The sequence below is a fragment of the Planococcus sp. SE5232 genome, assembly GCF_050686535.1.
GTDB lineage: Bacteria > Bacillota > Bacilli > Bacillales_A > Planococcaceae > Planococcus.
The window spans coordinates 1-14,970 of the sequence record NZ_JBOGCP010000005.1 but is presented as its reverse complement, the minus strand read 5'-3'; the positions used below and the strand labels follow the sequence as shown (position 1 = coordinate 14,970).

The 14,970-nt window shown below is 47.2% G+C and carries 11 protein-coding genes, 17 tRNA genes and 2 rRNA genes; 5 read left to right on the top strand and 25 right to left on the bottom strand.

Annotated features, from left to right (window positions below; genetic code table 11):
* The first annotated feature begins 3 nt into the window (after positions 1 to 3).
* Positions 4 to 849, top strand: coding sequence for an RluA family pseudouridine synthase (locus ACRC6Q_RS15855; protein WP_431467009.1), 846 nt, complete (start codon positions 4 to 6; stop codon positions 847 to 849).
* A gap of 36 nt (positions 850 to 885) precedes the next feature.
* Here the strand turns inward: ACRC6Q_RS15855 and ACRC6Q_RS15850 are convergent, their stop codons facing one another.
* Entirely contained in the window at positions 886 to 1,716 is an 831-nt protein-coding gene (locus tag ACRC6Q_RS15850; RefSeq protein WP_431467008.1) for an aldo/keto reductase, read from the bottom strand.
* Positions 1,717 to 1,867: 151 nt separating this feature from the next.
* Here ACRC6Q_RS15850 and ACRC6Q_RS15845 point away from each other — a divergent pair, with 151 nt between their 5' ends.
* Entirely contained in the window at positions 1,868 to 3,169 is a 1,302-nt protein-coding gene (locus ACRC6Q_RS15845) for an NCS2 family permease (RefSeq protein WP_223641500.1), read from the top strand.
* Between the two features lie 35 nt (positions 3,170 to 3,204).
* Here the strand turns inward: ACRC6Q_RS15845 and ACRC6Q_RS15840 are convergent, their stop codons facing one another.
* The 3 genes from ACRC6Q_RS15840 to queG form a co-directional block, all read right to left on the bottom strand.
* A complete protein-coding gene (locus ACRC6Q_RS15840) occupies positions 3,205 to 3,513 on the bottom strand; it encodes a hypothetical protein (protein ID WP_223641498.1) in 309 nt (102 codons plus the stop codon).
* Positions 3,514 to 3,840: 327 nt separating this feature from the next.
* Positions 3,841 to 4,314, bottom strand: coding sequence for a tRNA (uridine(34)/cytosine(34)/5-carboxymethylaminomethyluridine(34)-2'-O)-methyltransferase TrmL (trmL, locus tag ACRC6Q_RS15835; RefSeq protein ID WP_223642003.1), 474 nt, complete (start codon positions 4,312 to 4,314; stop codon positions 3,841 to 3,843).
* 9 nt (positions 4,315 to 4,323) lie between these two features.
* Positions 4,324 to 5,469, bottom strand: a complete 1,146-nt coding sequence (queG, locus tag ACRC6Q_RS15830; RefSeq protein WP_223641495.1) for a tRNA epoxyqueuosine(34) reductase QueG — start codon at positions 5,467 to 5,469, stop codon at positions 4,324 to 4,326.
* Positions 5,470 to 5,534: 65 nt separating this feature from the next.
* Between queG and ACRC6Q_RS15825 the strand changes: the two genes are divergently transcribed.
* Positions 5,535 to 6,197 carry a B3/B4 domain-containing protein gene (locus tag ACRC6Q_RS15825; RefSeq protein WP_431467007.1) on the top strand — a complete coding sequence of 221 codons (663 nt, stop codon included), beginning with the start codon at positions 5,535 to 5,537 and terminating at the stop codon, positions 6,195 to 6,197.
* A gap of 303 nt (positions 6,198 to 6,500) precedes the next feature.
* Positions 6,501 to 7,547, top strand: coding sequence for a C45 family autoproteolytic acyltransferase/hydolase (locus tag ACRC6Q_RS15820; protein ID WP_431467006.1), 1,047 nt, complete (start codon positions 6,501 to 6,503; stop codon positions 7,545 to 7,547).
* Positions 7,548 to 7,567: 20 nt separating this feature from the next.
* Here ACRC6Q_RS15820 and ACRC6Q_RS15815 read toward each other — a convergent pair whose 3' ends face one another.
* On the bottom strand, positions 7,568 to 8,647 hold the full coding sequence (locus ACRC6Q_RS15815) for a C45 family autoproteolytic acyltransferase/hydolase (RefSeq protein ID WP_223641455.1): 1,080 nt from the start codon (positions 8,645 to 8,647) through the stop codon (positions 7,568 to 7,570).
* A gap of 207 nt (positions 8,648 to 8,854) precedes the next feature.
* Positions 8,855 to 11,536 (bottom strand): cation-transporting P-type ATPase, encoded by a 2,682-nt coding sequence (locus ACRC6Q_RS15810; RefSeq protein WP_431467005.1) that lies wholly within the window; start codon positions 11,534 to 11,536, stop codon positions 8,855 to 8,857.
* Between the two features lie 283 nt (positions 11,537 to 11,819).
* Between ACRC6Q_RS15810 and ACRC6Q_RS15805 the strand changes: the two genes are divergently transcribed.
* Positions 11,820 to 12,338, top strand: a complete 519-nt coding sequence (locus ACRC6Q_RS15805; protein ID WP_223641417.1) for a hypothetical protein — start codon at positions 11,820 to 11,822, stop codon at positions 12,336 to 12,338.
* A gap of 156 nt (positions 12,339 to 12,494) precedes the next feature.
* On the opposite strand, the gene ACRC6Q_RS15800 is transcribed toward ACRC6Q_RS15805, so the two are convergent.
* From ACRC6Q_RS15800 to ACRC6Q_RS15710, 19 genes are all read right to left on the bottom strand, one after another.
* Positions 12,495 to 12,578 (bottom strand) — tRNA-Leu (locus ACRC6Q_RS15800).
* Positions 12,579 to 13,101: 523 nt separating this feature from the next.
* A tRNA-Leu gene (locus ACRC6Q_RS15795) sits at positions 13,102 to 13,185 on the bottom strand.
* 9 nt (positions 13,186 to 13,194) lie between these two features.
* Positions 13,195 to 13,268: transfer RNA gene (locus ACRC6Q_RS15790), tRNA-Cys, on the bottom strand.
* A gap of 6 nt (positions 13,269 to 13,274) precedes the next feature.
* Positions 13,275 to 13,349, bottom strand: a tRNA-Gly gene (locus tag ACRC6Q_RS15785).
* Positions 13,350 to 13,355: 6 nt separating this feature from the next.
* Positions 13,356 to 13,427, bottom strand: a tRNA-Gln gene (locus ACRC6Q_RS15780).
* Positions 13,428 to 13,438: 11 nt separating this feature from the next.
* A tRNA-His gene (locus ACRC6Q_RS15775) sits at positions 13,439 to 13,514 on the bottom strand.
* Between the two features lie 41 nt (positions 13,515 to 13,555).
* Positions 13,556 to 13,631 (bottom strand) — tRNA-His (locus tag ACRC6Q_RS15770).
* 19 nt (positions 13,632 to 13,650) lie between these two features.
* A tRNA-Trp gene (locus ACRC6Q_RS15765) sits at positions 13,651 to 13,724 on the bottom strand.
* Positions 13,725 to 13,730: 6 nt separating this feature from the next.
* Positions 13,731 to 13,814, bottom strand: a tRNA-Tyr gene (locus tag ACRC6Q_RS15760).
* A 6-nt stretch (positions 13,815 to 13,820) separates the two neighbouring features.
* Positions 13,821 to 13,896: transfer RNA gene (locus ACRC6Q_RS15755), tRNA-Thr, on the bottom strand.
* A gap of 22 nt (positions 13,897 to 13,918) precedes the next feature.
* Positions 13,919 to 13,994 (bottom strand) — tRNA-Phe (locus ACRC6Q_RS15750).
* A gap of 17 nt (positions 13,995 to 14,011) precedes the next feature.
* Positions 14,012 to 14,087, bottom strand: a tRNA-Asp gene (locus ACRC6Q_RS15745).
* Between the two features lie 3 nt (positions 14,088 to 14,090).
* Positions 14,091 to 14,167, bottom strand: a tRNA-Met gene (locus ACRC6Q_RS15740).
* A 62-nt stretch (positions 14,168 to 14,229) separates the two neighbouring features.
* Positions 14,230 to 14,305: transfer RNA gene (locus ACRC6Q_RS15735), tRNA-Val, on the bottom strand.
* Positions 14,306 to 14,312: 7 nt separating this feature from the next.
* Positions 14,313 to 14,387, bottom strand: a tRNA-Glu gene (locus ACRC6Q_RS15730).
* Positions 14,388 to 14,410: 23 nt separating this feature from the next.
* A tRNA-Ser gene (locus ACRC6Q_RS15725) sits at positions 14,411 to 14,500 on the bottom strand.
* 5 nt (positions 14,501 to 14,505) lie between these two features.
* Positions 14,506 to 14,580: transfer RNA gene (locus tag ACRC6Q_RS15720), tRNA-Asn, on the bottom strand.
* 11 nt (positions 14,581 to 14,591) lie between these two features.
* A 5S ribosomal RNA gene (gene rrf, locus ACRC6Q_RS15715) occupies positions 14,592 to 14,707 on the bottom strand.
* A 136-nt stretch (positions 14,708 to 14,843) separates the two neighbouring features.
* Positions 14,844 to 14,970: ribosomal RNA gene (locus ACRC6Q_RS15710) — 23S ribosomal RNA — on the bottom strand; the annotation flags it as partial.

The window sequence follows — 14,970 nt, the reverse complement described above, 5'->3', positions numbered from 1 at the left end:
CGAATGACGTGGAGTTATGAAATCAAAGACGACGGCATGACCGTCGAAGAATTACTGAGAACCGAATGGGGCCTTGGCAAGAAAGTGGTCCATCAAATGCGTATGGCCAAGAGCGTCAAAAACGAAAAGTTCCAGGAAGTGATCTGGAAAGAGCCATTGCCGGCTGGAACTGTCCTGCAGTTCGACTTGCCGCCTGCCGACTCGCCTTATGAGCCAAAACACGATGTGGAGCTTCCAGCCCTCTTCGAAGATGACCACTTTATCGTGGCCCGCAAACCAAAAGGCATGGCTACGCATCCCAATGAAATCGGGCAAACTGATACGTTCATCAACGCCATCCTAGGCCATATCATCCGCAACGGCGGATCGTACGGCGAGCACGTCCATCGCCTGGATCAGGGAACTTCCGGCCTGTTGATGGTCGCGAAGCACCCTGTCGCAAAAAATGTACTGGACCGCATGTTGGAACAAAAGCAACTGGTCCGTGATTATGAAGCTGTCGTCAAAGGCAAAGTCCACAACAAATCCGGTACCATCGATTTCCCGATCGGCCGTGACCGCCACCACCCGACACGCCGTATGGTTTCACAAACCGGCCAAAGCGCTGTGACGCATTACCGCGTCCTCAAGTTGATGGAAGGCAAATCTTTGCTTCACCTGACGCTTGAAACAGGACGCACGCACCAAATCCGTACCCATCTTGCTCATATCGGCCATCCGATTGTCGGAGATACCCTATACGACGGACCACCGACACAAGACGGTGCCTATCATCTGCATGCGTTCCGCATGTCGTTTATCCACCCGTTCACAAATGAAAAAGTCGTTGTTGAAGATTCGGCAAGATAAAAAAAGCAAGTTCCTTTTCGGGGAACTTGCTTTTTCTTATGCTTTAATTTCGTCTGGATGGGTTCCGGAGCGCCAATCCTGGTTCAACCCATCAATCATTGTCATCTCTTCTTCAGACAATGAAAAATCGAAAACTTGCGCGTTCTCTTTGATGCGCGAAGGCGTCACTGATTTCGGGATGACAATCAGATCGCTCTGCAGATGCCAGCGGATGATGACTTGTGCAATCGACTTGCCATGCGTTTTGGCGATTTCCGATAGTACCGGATCTTCCAACAGACGCCCGCGTGCCAGTGGAGACCATGACGTGATCGCGATGCCGTGACCAGCACAATAGCTCCGCAGCGGTTCCTGTGTCAACTGGGGATGCAATTCAATTTGATTGACCATCGGTTGGGTGTTCGCGGTTGCCAAAATCTTTTCCAAGTGGTGCTGCTGGTGATTGGAAACGCCGATCGAACGGACCAGCTTTTCATCATACAGGCGCTGGATCGCGCGGTATGTATCCACGTACTTCCCTTCGATCGCCCAATGCGTCAAATAGAGGTCCAAATAATCAAAGCCAAGCCGTTTTAAAGAAGCTTCAAATGCGCGCAGCGTTTCATCATAGCCCTGGTCGGTGTTCCACACCTTCGAGGTGATGAACAACTCTTCCCGCTTGACACCGGAATTCCGCACCGCCTCGCCCACTTCTGCTTCATTGTCATAAATCGTGGCTGTGTCGATCGCTCCATAGCCCTCGCCAATTGCCGTGATCATGGCTTCCACGGCCGCTTCTTTATCGGTCATTTTGTATACACCTAAACCGAAGCGCGGCATTTCCACTCCATTATGTAAGGTTTTTGTCGAGCCGATCGCTAATTTCATATTCATCATCCTTTCTTTTTCCATTGTACAAATAATAATTTACAAATTCGACTTTAAAGATTTCCCCAAAACCTCTTGCGCTTAAGCAGTAAAACGAATAATATATATCTTGTCGTTTAAAATTGTTCGTGTTTTAGGAGGAGCTTTTTTTATGTTTCATTTAAAAGAAAATAATACTACTATAAAGACTGAAATCACAGCTGGAATGACGACGTTCCTGACAATGGCCTACATCGTCATCGTCAACCCCGTCATCCTCGGCGCTGCCGGCGTACCATTCGATCAGGTATTTTTGGCAACCATCATCGCGGCTGCCATCGGTACACTTTGGATGGCGTTAGCAGCCAATTACCCGATCGCTATTGCCCCGGGCATGGGATTAAATGCTTACTTCACTTCAATGGTACTGGGTTCGGACGGCGCCATCGACTACGTAACCGCATTTGCGGCAGTATTTGTCGCCGGCCTCATTTTTGTGTTGCTGTCATTGACCTCTATGCGAAAAGTGCTGATCCAGGCCATTCCTGAAAATTTGAAACATGCCATCACTGCAGGCATCGGCCTTTTTATCGCTTTTATCGGCATGAGGCTGAGCGGTTTAATTGTCGCTAATGAAGCCAACCTGGTCGGCTTGGGTGATTTGACTTCTCCAGCTGTGGCATTGACTTTACTTGGGCTGCTGGTGACGGTCATCTTCATGTCGCTGAACATTCATGGCGGCATTTTCTACGGAATGATCGTGACTGGCGTCGTCGCCTTTTTTACTGGCCAATTAAAGTTTGAAGGCGGCTTGATGCAGCTGCCCTCATTGCCTGAAGGCATCCTTATCTGGAATCCGGTTGAAGCTCTTCAATTGGTGATTGAATTCGGCCTGTACGGCGTCGTCTTTTCGTTCCTGTTGGTGACGTTGTTCGATACGACCGGCACCATGATCGGCGTGGCCAAGCAGGCAGGCTTGATGAAAGGCAATAAAATGCCGAGAATGCGTCAAGCCTTATTGGCTGACTCTGTCGCGGCCACAGCAGGTGCGATGGTCGGAACCAGCCCAACTTCCGCTTACGTTGAATCTTCAGCAGGCGTTGCAGCTGGTGGACGGACCGGCTTGACCAGTTTGACCGTCGCCATCCTATTCATCATCGCTGCATTTTTCGGACCTTTAGTCGGCGCCTTATCGAATGTGGCGGCGATTACGGCTCCTGCATTGATCATCGTCGGAAGCTTGATGATCGGTGCGGTCAAACACATTGAATGGGAAGAATTCGACGAAGCGTTCCCGGCATTCCTGATTGTTCTGGCAATGCCGCTGACTTCCAGCATCGCAACCGGCATCGCTTTCGGATTCATCTCGTATCCTTTGATGAAAATCTTTAAAGGCAAAGGCAGATCGGTCCATCCAATTCTTTACGTATTCGCTGTCTTGTTTGTGATTCAATTGCTGATTGCGCCTCATTAATAACATAAAAAAACCGCCCATTGGCGGTTTTTTGTTTAGATTCGTGCTCTAGCACCTGACATTGCTGCTGTAATCAGCAAGACGGCTGCTGTAATCAAATGGAACACCCAGCCGATTCCTGGGATCCAGGCAATCGCACTTGTGATGATTCCAAGAATCGATCCCGATTTCGGTGAATATTCACGGAAACAGAAGAACAAGGTAATCGCATGGAGTACGAACATGACGCCTAAAACGGAATAACCCGTGCTGATGACAAAGCCGCCACCGATCAACGGAATTGCCAGAAAGGCTTCAGCTAAACCCGTAATCCAAAGCAAAGCGACAGAAATTTTCATTTTCATTCGTTATCATCCCTTCTTTAACTAGCTTATCTATACTATACGGATGAACACGGCAAAGGTTTCGTTTTTCTTAAGGTCCACATCCTTTTCAGACCGTCAGAAATTATCCATATTTCAATTGATGTGTATATTTCATTTTTCCCGATTGTAAGCTATACTAAACAAAGATGCACATTTCAAGGAGGTCATTATTTATGAACTTAATCCTTATTTTGGGTATTTGTGTTTCGTTTCTAGTAGCTATTTTCACTGCTGGATACGATGACAAGCCTGGAACAAACGAAAGAGAATAGTACAAAAGGACAGCGAATTTCGCTGTCCTTTTTTCTATTCCAGGCCTGGATAATCCTGCTGGCGCAAAGCTTCATACATTAATATGGCCGCTGTGTTTGATAAATTGAGTGAACGGATATTGTCATTCATCGGAATGCGCAGACAATGATCGGGATTCTGCTCGATCAATTCCTTCGGCAAGCCTTTTGTTTCCTGACCGAACACGAAGAAATGGTCTTTGCCTCTGTCTGAGAAGTCGAATGAGGTATGAGGCTGTGCACCAAACTTCGTAATATAGTAAAACTCTCCATCGGGATAACTGTCAAACAGCTCCTGCAGACTATCGTAATAATGGATATCGACATGCTCCCAATAATCCAGTCCGGCGCGTTTCAGCATCTTATCGTCCGTCGAGAACCCGAGTGGGCGGATCAGATGCAGCTTTACTCCCGTCCCTGCGCATGAACGCGCGATATTTCCTGTATTCGCTGGAATCAGCGGTTGGTACAACACAATGTGAATAGCCAAATCTGTCACTTATCCTTTCAATCCTTCAGCAAAAAATGCCAATCCTTTTTGAATTTCCTCTTGAACTTCCAAATCCTTTTCTTTCTGCTCTGCCTGTTTTAATGCTTCCAGGCCCTCATCAGTACCTATTTTTCCGATTGCCCATGCAGCAGTACCCCGGATCACCGGCCGCTCATCACTCTTTAGTAAATTGATCAACGCTGGCACGGCGGATGTTTCTTTGAAATGAGCCAATGCCAGGATCGCGTTTCGTTGAATCGGTTTTTTGCCCCGCCATGAACCGGACACATATCCAAACTTCTCCTTGAATTCCCGGTTGGAGATGGTCAGCAATGGCTCGAGCAATGGCTTGGCGATTTCCGGGTCTGGTTCGAATTCCGCATGAATTTGATTGGCTTTGCGTTTGTTCTTCGGACAAACGGTCTGGCAAGTGTCGCAGCCATATAACCGGTTTCCGATCTTGCTTCGGAATTCATCCGGCAGAAACCCTTTGGTCTGCGTCAAAAATGAAATACAGCGCTGGGCGTTCAACTGCCCGCCTTCGACTATAGCTCCTGTCGGACAGGTATCGATGCACAAACGGCAATCGCCGCATTGATCTTCCATCGCTTCATCGAAACGGAATGGAATATTGGTGATCATCTCGCCAAGATAGACATAGGAACCGAATTCCGGCGTGATGATATTGGTATTCTTGGCACTCCACCCGATGCCGGCACGTTCCGCCACTGCCCGGTCTGAAAGCTCGCCTGTATCGACCATCGACCGCATCCGTGCGTCCGGGTAATGCGCAGCGATGAACGCTTCCAGCAGCGTGAGCCTCTCCCTAAGCGCCGCATGGTAATCCTTGCCCCATGACGAACGGGAGAATATACCACGCCTCGCGCCTTTGACTCCCTGCGGAGCAGCTTCCATCCGCGACGGGTAGGCGATTGCGATGGCAATGATGCTGACGGCTTCATTCAGCAAAAGCTCCGGCCGCGTGCGTTTTTCCAAATCCGCTTCTTCAAAACCGGACTGGTAGTTCAGCTGCTGCTGGCGAATCAATTGATGCTTTAAGCTATAAAAAGGTTCTGCAGAAGCAAAGCCGATTTTATCAATCCCGATCTCCGAGGCATACGCAACAAGCTCTTTTTGGAACTGGTCAAGATTCATGTTGTAACCCCTCACTCATTTCTATGATACGATAATAAAAACCCCTAGGCGAAAGGAAGATTGCAATGAAACTGACAATCGATCCTCAAATAAACGAAATTCTAAGCGATTTTAAAATCGGCGTCATTCATTATAACAATATCACCGTTTCCGATTCACCTCAAATGTTAAAAGGCCGTCTCCAGCTTTTTCAGGAACAGTTGTACTTCGATTTGGAAGATAAGGATCTAACCGAATTTCCCGGCCTTCTCGAATGGCAATTAATCTGGAAAGCCCTGGGAGCTGATCCCAGCCGTTACCGCCCATCAGCGGAAGCGCTGTACCGGCGCGTCAAAAAACAGAATTACTTATCCACAGTGGATTCAGCCGTCGACATGAACAGCTTTCTGTCGCTGCAATACGAAATTCCACTTGGCCTCTATGATGCTGATAAAATTAAAGGTGATATCAACATCGCCGTCGGCACCAGCTCAGACCGCTATGAAGGCTTGAATAATCGTGTCAATACATTAACTGGCATTCTGGTATCCAAAGATGCTGAAGGCGCATTCGGCAGCCCCTACGTCGATTCTAAGCGGACTGCTGTAACTGAACAGACAACAAATGCTGTCCATATCTTTTACCTGCGGCCATCCATGGACCGCGATACTGCTCTACAGCTTCTGACTGCTGCTTCCAATATGTTTACCGGCATCAACGGTGGAGATGCCGAATTTTATGTCGTTTGACTTCATGAACCCAAAGACCGGCCTCTCGACTTAGAGAAGCCCGGTCTTTTTGCTGTTCTATTGATTTATTGATACATGCTTTTATTTTCACGGAATATTTTTTTCCACTTGACCTGCTCCCCCTTCCCCCTAACTTATTCCACCGGTACCGTCTAGCTTCAAAAAGCTTTCGATGCGACGCATACTTACATGTCTTTTCTCCCCAAAACTTCTACAAACTTCAGCTATAGGCATATTCTTTTTCATTCGCAAACAGATGCAGTAAACTCTTCTTACATTGATGAGTAAAAGAGGGATCAACACGTGAAACGAGTGCATAGCGACATTGTCCAGTTTCGGGGAAGCCATTATGATTTTGGCCGGATGCAGGGAGAACTGCTGAAGGAATCTTTGATTCTTCCCAACCGCCAAAAGCAACGAAAAGCTTCCAGCCGCCATTTGATCATAGACGAACAACGTGCCAGAAATATTTTATTGACATTAGCCCCAAGAGTATGGGAAGAAATCAACGGCTTGGCCGATGCGCTGGAATGGCCCATGGATGAGGCTATCCGGGAGTTTGGCGGCTATTACTTGGAATATACGCGGAGCGGCTGCTCCATCTATACGGAATCTGATTTCATGGTCCGCAATTACGATAGTTCGCCTGAGGGCTATGAAGGGCGATTTGCCTTGTATCAGCCGACAGACGGCGGATTTGCCACCATCGGACCGACCATGCAGATTACCGGACGGACCGATGGGATGAATGAGAAAGGCCTTGTGATGGGCTACAATTTCATCAATCGCCGAAATTCGGAAGACGGTTTTATCTGCAATATGATCGGCCGCCTGATTTTGGAAAACTGTGCGACCATCGAAGACGCAGTTGCATTGCTGGAAGAACTTCCACATCGCCGCTCTTTCAGCTATGTGCTGCTGGATCGCACCGGAAAATCCGTAGTCGTCGAAGCTTCACCTCGTTCTGTAGTGGTTCGTGAATCGGCGGTTTCCACCAATCATTTTGAATTGCTGGTGGAGGAAAACCGCTACCAAACAGACGATTCCCGCAGAAGAGAACAAACGATGCTTGCGCAGCAGCAAAACCAGATCAACGCCTACAGTGCTTTTCGGCTCTTGAACGACTCGGATAAAGGCGTCTTCTCGAAAAAATACAGCACGGCTTCCGGTACCTTGCACACCGCTTCTTATTTCCAGCATAGCCTGGAAGTCGGATTCGCCATCGGCCCGGACCGCCTGCCGCTCATGCTTGATTTTGAGAAATGGCTGCAGGGTGAAAGGCTATACGCCAAACGCATCAACGGAAAAATCGATACGCATCTGCCATTTGCCCATATGGTCGAGCTCTAATGACAAAAGGCGCCAGCAACTTAAATGCTGGCGCCTTTTTCTTGTTTAGGTAAAAACTGCTTATCCATATGGGCAAAACCGATTTCTGTATCGATCGCTCCATGTACTTTCTGAATATCTAAATCTTTTCCCTTCAGCCAGCTGTCAAAATCAAAAACTGTCGGTTGTTGATTGCCGCCAAGCGCAAACCAGACACTCTTTTCCTTTGGCAAATAAAGAGATGTGTGAATGGTCCCTGCCCAACTTTTATACAGTTCTGAAAAAACTCCTTTGTCCGTATCGTTGAACAGGCGGAACGCCTGCAGCGCATCCTCTGTCTGGCTTTTCTGGGTGTGGATGGCTTCCAGCCGGTCAAACGAGTCCTTCAGGTAGTTGCGATTTTCGTGCTGCTGGATTTCAAAATGATTGGTGCAGACATTGCTGACCCGGACATCGACCGCCCGCGGACTCGCTTCGATAATCCGCGTTTCACCGCTTGGGTCAGTCACGATATAGCTGAACGACCCCCGGTGTGGGATTTCCTTCAGCAGCGACACCGCTTCTTCGATCGTCGCGCAAGTTTCCAGAATGATGCGGCCAATCAGGTAACAGACGAACCCATCGCCGGGCTTTTTCCGGTGCGTGAAGTTATAGCCCATCGCCAACCCTTTTTCATTCATGCCGTCCATTCGTCCCGTAATTCGTGAAGTCGGCCCGATGATGGCATAACCCTGGTTATCTGGCTGAAACAGGCTGAAGCGCCCTTCGTAGGTCTGTGGATGAAAGTCGTAGTTCCGGACCATAAAATCCTGGCCGGTTACAATCGAGCAGCCCGATGGCATCGCGTCGATCCGGTAGCCTCCAAAATCACGCAATACATCTTCCATCGGTAATTTGAGGCTTTCCTGCAGACCGATCAGCTCTTCCCAGATTCCAGGGGCAAATTTACGGTAAGCCTGTTCCGTGTCTTCTAAGTCGATTTCAAACCTCGGCCTCTTCGCCTTCCATTGCTTTGTCCGATTGTCCAGGGTGATGCTGTCCTTTAAAAGTTCGCCTTGTCTGAAACCGAAATCGTAATGGCTCCCTCTAAATTCCAAAATATTACTATGTATGTGTCTCATCGAATTCTCCTTTGCACTGCAGAATCATCAATTATGTTTTAGCATACACATTTCCTGTACGAAACTCAAAAACTCCGTTCTGCAATTAATCCCACTACAAAATCCTGTCCTATAAACAAATAGGACAGGACCAGCCACTGCATTCACTTTTCACCCTTCGTATGCGCGCCGCAATTCAATGGGATTCAATTTCTAAAAGTGCAGTGGCTATGTAACAGTTTTAAGGAATTTTCCAGATTTCCTGTACTGGCGGACGATCCATTTCTCCAGTTCCACGATGATAAACACTGAAATACCGATTATAATCGGCCAGATCCAAAACCGCGCCTCCAACGGAACTGTTCCAAGCAGGATATTCATAAATGGCACGTAGGTAACCGATAGCTGCACAGCAATCAGAATTCCCGATACCAAAAACGCAATTTTATTCGAGAAAAAATCACGGTTTAACGCAAATTCTGTTTCACTTCGGCAATTGAATAAATACATCAATTGCGACATCACCAATGCCTGCAGCGTCATCGTATTGATGATCGCCGGATCCACCTGCTGATTGTCCAAAAGCCTATTCATCAATAGAATCCCACCACAGATGACAAATGAAACAAAAGCGACCCGGAAAATATAATAAGGGCTCAGCAATTTGGAATTCGATTTTCTAGGAGGGCGCTCCATGGCACCGTGTTCTAATTTCTCGAAGGCAATCGCCAAAGAGATGGTGACAGCGGAAATCATATTCACCCACAAAATCTGTACCGCCGTCAAAGGTAACGTCGTACCGAACAGGATGCTGACAAAAATCAAAGCGCCTTCCGACACATTCGTCGGCAAGATAAAAAGGATCGTCTTCTTCAGGTTATCGTAGACGCGCCTGCCTTCTTTCACCGCATTGACAATCGTACTGAAATTATCATCCACCAGCACCATTCCAGCTGCTTCCTTCGACACTTCCGTCCCTTTTATCCCCATGGCCACACCAATGTCTGCGCGTTTTAAAGCCGGTGCATCATTGACGCCATCCCCGGTCATCGCACAAACATGATTTTCAGCCTGCAGTGCTTTGACCAGCTGCAGCTTATTGTTAGGGCTGGTGCGCGCGAAGACATCGTAATTCAATGCAGCATGCGTCAATTGCCGGTCGTCCATACGGTCCAACTCTATGCCTTCGAGAACGCGTTCACCGTCTCCTATGCCCATCTGAGCCCCGATTGCCACGGCTGTATCTTTGTGGTCACCCGTAATCATTTTCACGATGATTCCGGCCTTTTTGCATTGCTGTATGGCTTCAATGACTTCTTCTCGTGGCGGATCGATGATTCCAGCCATTCCGATCAAATTGAATCCGGATTCCATATCTTCCTGATCAATGGAGAGTTTGGAACTGCTGACTTTTTTGACAGCAGCTCCTATCAGCCGCTCGCCTTTATTGGCATGCTGATACATCTTGTCCTGCCAGTGTCGCTCTTCTGCAGAAGAAAATTCCAAATCGGCCATTTTCACTAAACGCTCCGGCGCCCCTTTTACATAGATCCATTTACCGTCGTCATTTTCGACTAAAGCTGCCATATATTTATAGCTGGAATCAAATGGGATTTTTGATAGAATCGGAAGCCGCTCTACAGCATCCTCCGCTTTTTCAGCAAGTGTAATAAGGCAGCCTTCCGTCGCATCTCCGCTAATCACCCAATGTCCTTGTTCATCACATCTCAAATGGGCTTCATTGACCGTTTTAACAGCTGTTAAAAATTCCTGTAAATCTGGATAATCTTCAAGATTTGCTGATTTATTATCATAAAGAATCGTCCCTTTTGGCGAATAGCCGGTTCCCGTCACTGTAAACTCTTCACCTTTCAGCATCACAGACGTGACGGTCATTTCATTTTTTGTTAACGTCCCGGTTTTATCCGAACAAATTACAGTGACGGCTCCAAGAGTCTCAACAGATGGCAAATTACGGACAATAGCGTTTTTCCTCGCCATTCGCTGTACACCAAGGGCCAGGATGATGGACAGCACAGCCGGCAACCCTTCGGGAATCGCCGCTACAGTCAGACCGATAATGGCCAGTAGCAAATCAGCTGTTCCGTAATCATGGAACACATAGCCGATGCCAAACATTAAAACAGCACTAATGACAATAATCAGCGAAATCACTTTACCAAAAGCCGCTGTCTGCTTTAATAGCGGTGTCTGCAGCTGATCTACTTCTTCTATTGAAGAGCTGATTTTTCCGAGCTCGGTAGCTGCTCCGATCGCCACAACAATTCCCGTCCCAGAACCGGAGGCAATCGTTGTCCCAGCAAATAGCATATTCAAGCGGTCACCCAATCCCGTATCATCCGGCAGCAGCGCAGGATTCTTTTCAACTGCTGTTGATTCACCTGTCAGCGAAGATTCTTCTACATTCAAATTATCTGCTTCAAGAATCCGAATATCAGCTGGAATTCTGTCGCCTGCGCTAAGCACGACAATATCTCCAGGCACCAATTCGGAAGATGCCACTTCTCTCCTAACTGAGCTCCGAAGCGCTGTTGCTTTTAATGACAACATTTTACGAATGCTGTCCAATGCCTTTTCCGCTTTGCTTTGCTGGATATAACCGATGATTGCATTGATGACAACCACCATTAAAATCACCGCAGTATCGATATAATGTCCTAAAAATAAAGTGACGACAGCTGCTGCAAGCAGCACATAAATCAGCACATCATTAAAGTGCTTGAAAAATTTAATGAGTGCAGGGTCTTTCTTAGGTTCCGGAAGTTCGTTCGCTCCAAATTCTGCTTGCCGTCTGGCTACTTCTTCCATATTCAAACCCTTGTCTGCATCTGTCCCTAAAATTTTCAGTAGTTCAACCAGATCAATTCCATACCAATTTCTCTCCTGCATGACTGTCCCTCTTTTCAATTGTTGGAATGATGCTGTTGGCTTTTTTTATTCAGAACAGTATAACATGTTATTTCACACCTAATAAAGTATACATTAGGTCTTTCACCTTCATGTTTCTTTACATTTTCACATATTTTAACAACTGGTTCCCTACGTTTATTTCTTTAAATTTAATTAGATTATACATTTTTTATGTTGCACTTTTAAAATATAGGTTTATAATTGATGGTGAAAAAACATATTATTAATACATATATCAAAAATACATCAAGGAGGGAGTAAAGTGAAAAGGTTTATTGTCGCTCTCATGGTCGCGTTTCTCAGTCTGTCCTCTCTATCCAGTGTCAGTGCCCATCCGCATCACGACGATGATGATTACAGTGTCCGGGAGGAATTAGCTATCAGTAAAAAAGCACTTAAGAAGTACCGGGATATCGATGTCGCTTTAGATGAAGGGTTTGTCGGATTAGTACCTGGAGCCTGTGTACCGAATATGGGGATTCACTTAGTCAAACCGAGTCGAGCAGATGACGCGAAACTAAACATCAAAAAACCTGAAATATTGGTTTATGAACCGAGAAAAGACGGAAGCTATAAGCTAGTCGCTGCTGAATGGTATGTACCGGCAGAAGAAACGGACAAAACCCCAAAATTATTCAACCAGAAATTCCAAGGTCCAATGGACAATCACGACGGATCTAAAGGCCAGCACTACGACTTGCACGCATGGCTCTTCAAAAAGAACCCAGATGGAATGTTCACACCGGAGAACAAGCGCGTAAGCTGTAAATACGCTGAATAACTGTACAAATTCCCTGTGTATCTGAACCGTAAAAAAGCCGATGCAAAAGAACCTTTTGCATCGGCTTTTCAATGCCCTTTTCGCTGAAAAAAATATTTCGGGAAAAGAAAAAGGCCCAGACAATTATGTCAGGGCCTTGCTTCTCAACTTGCAATATACCGGCGGTCGGGGTCGAACCGACACTCCGGTGAAGGAACGGGATTTTGAGTCCCGCGCGTCTGCCAATTCCGCCACGCCGGCAAGTAATGATTTAGCGGACAAGAATTATTATAGCACATCTTATTTCATACGCCAATACTTTATTAATATAACAGAAAAATTTTTAATTAATTCTGTTTATCACTTTACTGCAGGAAAAGCTAAGAAGAAAATAGAACTTAGCTGCCAATACTGCTGAAAACCCTATTTCGATTAGTGAAGTAATAAGTAGGGATTAACAGTTCCCATTCCATACCTTTCATCTGGCATTTTGTCCCACTTTCCATCATAGAAGTCAAAATAATAGGCTGGGAGCAATGAGAGAATCTGACAGCATCAACAACTACTGCTGCTGTATCCTCCGCTGCTAATCCATTGGCAACTCGTCTCTCCCTGAATTGCCATATGAAAGTTCTCGAAGTCATACCCAAAGCCTACATCGACATCGCCTACAGCCAAGCAGAGATCGGGATGCTGGAAATACTGCAAACAACAAAAAAACCCCTTAACTATGATTAATCATAGTTAAGGGGTTTTTGGAAAGGGCAGGCAGGCCCTTTCATGATACCGGCGGTCGGGGTCGAACCGACACTCCCGTGAAGGAACGGGATTTTGAGTCCCGCGCGTCTGCCAATTCCGCCACGCCGGCAAATCATTATGGAGGCGGCAACCGGACTCGAACCGGTGATAAGGGTGTTGCAGACCCATGCCTTACCACTTGGCTATGCCGCCAAATATTGGAGCGGAAGACGAGGTTCGAACTCGCGACCTCCACCTTGGCAAGGTGGCGTTCTACCACTGAACTACTTCCGCATAAAGCTGGGGTACCTGGATTCGAACCAGGGCATGACGGGATCAAAACCCGTTGCCTTACCGCTTGGCTATACCCCATTAATATAAGATGGGGCGGACGAGGGGAATTGAACCCCCGAGTGCCGGAATCACAATCCGGTGCGTTAACCACTTCGCCACGACCGCCACTTTATTATTTATAAAGTACATTTATTGAAATGAAAACATGGGGCGGACGAGGGGAATTGAACCCCCGAGTGCCGGAATCACAATCCGGTGCGTTAACCACTTCGCCACGACCGCCATCATAAAATTTTAAAATTGGCAGGGGCAGTAGGAATCGAACCCACATCGGAGGTGTTGGAGACCTCTGTTCTACCGTTAAACTATGCCCCTAAAAACTGGTGGTGGGGGGCAGATTCGAACTGCCGAACCCGAAGGAGCGGATTTACAGTCCGCCGCGTTTAGCCACTTCGCTACCCCACCTTAAAATGGTGCCGGAGAAAGGACTTGAACCCTCAACCTACTGATTACAAGTCAGTTGCTCTACCAGTTGAGCTACTCCGGCATGGAGATATTTCATAAAAAAATGGTGGGTCAGGACGGAATCGAACCGCCGACACTTAGAGCTTCAATCTAATGCTCTACCGACTGAGCTACTGACCCACTTTGTTACATAAAAATGGCGGTCCCGACCGGGATCGAACCGGCGATCTCCTGCGTGACAGGCAGGCATGTTAACCGCTACACCACGGGACCATTTGGTTGCGGGGGCAGGATTTGAACCTGCGACCTTTGGGTTATGAGCCCAACGAGCTACCGAACTGCTCCACCCCGCGATAATAATATATCATTTACAAATCACATTCGCACTGTACAACCTTGATTATGTAAGAGTAAATGGTGGAGGATGACGGGATCGAACCGCCGACCCTCTGCTTGTAAGGCAGATGCTCTCCCAGCTGAGCTAATCCTCCATGAAATTGGTGACCCCTACGGGATTCGAACCCGTGTTACCGCCGTGAAAGGGCGGTGTCTTAACCGCTTGACCAAGGGGCCATATGTTTTTGGAATTTATCTTCTGGCGGAGAGCAAGGGATTCGAACCCTTGAGACGGTTGCCCGCCTACATGATTTCCAATCATGCTCCTTCGGCCACTCGGACAGCTCTCCAAAATTGGCTCCGAAGGTAGGACTCGAACCTACGACCATCGCATTAACAGTGCGGTGCTCTACCACTGAGCTACTTCGGAATAATTGATCAGACTGGCAACGTCCTACTCTCACAGGGGGAGACCCCCAACTACCATCGGCGCAAAAGAGCTTAACTGCCGTGTTCGGGATGGGAACGGGTGTGGCCTCTTTGCCATCATTACCAGACTGATTTTATTTTGAAAGACAAGATTTATTATACCATTATAACTGGTTTTTTCAAGCTTTTTGTCAAAAACTTTTTTCTTGTTCGTTCAAAACTGGATACACGACACCGGAACATGCAAGGATTCCGTACAATTTGTTGGTTAAGTCCTCGATCGATTAGTATTCGTCAGCTGCACGTGTCGCCACGCTTCCACCTCGAACCTATCTACCTCATCGTCTTTGAGGGATCTTACTTGCTTGCGCAATGGGAAATCTCATCTTGA

Coding starts and splice junctions, on each gene's coding strand:
- ACRC6Q_RS15840 (WP_223641498.1), bottom strand. CDS start 3,513: ATGAAAATGAAAATTTCTGTCGCTTTGCTTTGGATTACGGGTTTAGCT.
- ACRC6Q_RS15810 (WP_431467005.1), bottom strand. CDS start 11,536: ATGCAGGAGAGAAATTGGTATGGAATTGATCTGGTTGAACTACTGAAA.
- ACRC6Q_RS15825 (WP_431467007.1), top strand. CDS start 5,535: ATGAAACTGACAATCGATCCTCAAATAAACGAAATTCTAAGCGATTTT.
- queG (WP_223641495.1), bottom strand. CDS start 5,469: ATGAATCTTGACCAGTTCCAAAAAGAGCTTGTTGCGTATGCCTCGGAG.
- ACRC6Q_RS15845 (WP_223641500.1), top strand. CDS start 1,868: ATGTTTCATTTAAAAGAAAATAATACTACTATAAAGACTGAAATCACA.
- ACRC6Q_RS15850 (WP_431467008.1), bottom strand. CDS start 1,716: ATGAAATTAGCGATCGGCTCGACAAAAACCTTACATAATGGAGTGGAA.
- ACRC6Q_RS15815 (WP_223641455.1), bottom strand. CDS start 8,647: ATGAGACACATACATAGTAATATTTTGGAATTTAGAGGGAGCCATTAC.
- ACRC6Q_RS15855 (WP_431467009.1), top strand. CDS start 4: ATGACGTGGAGTTATGAAATCAAAGACGACGGCATGACCGTCGAAGAA.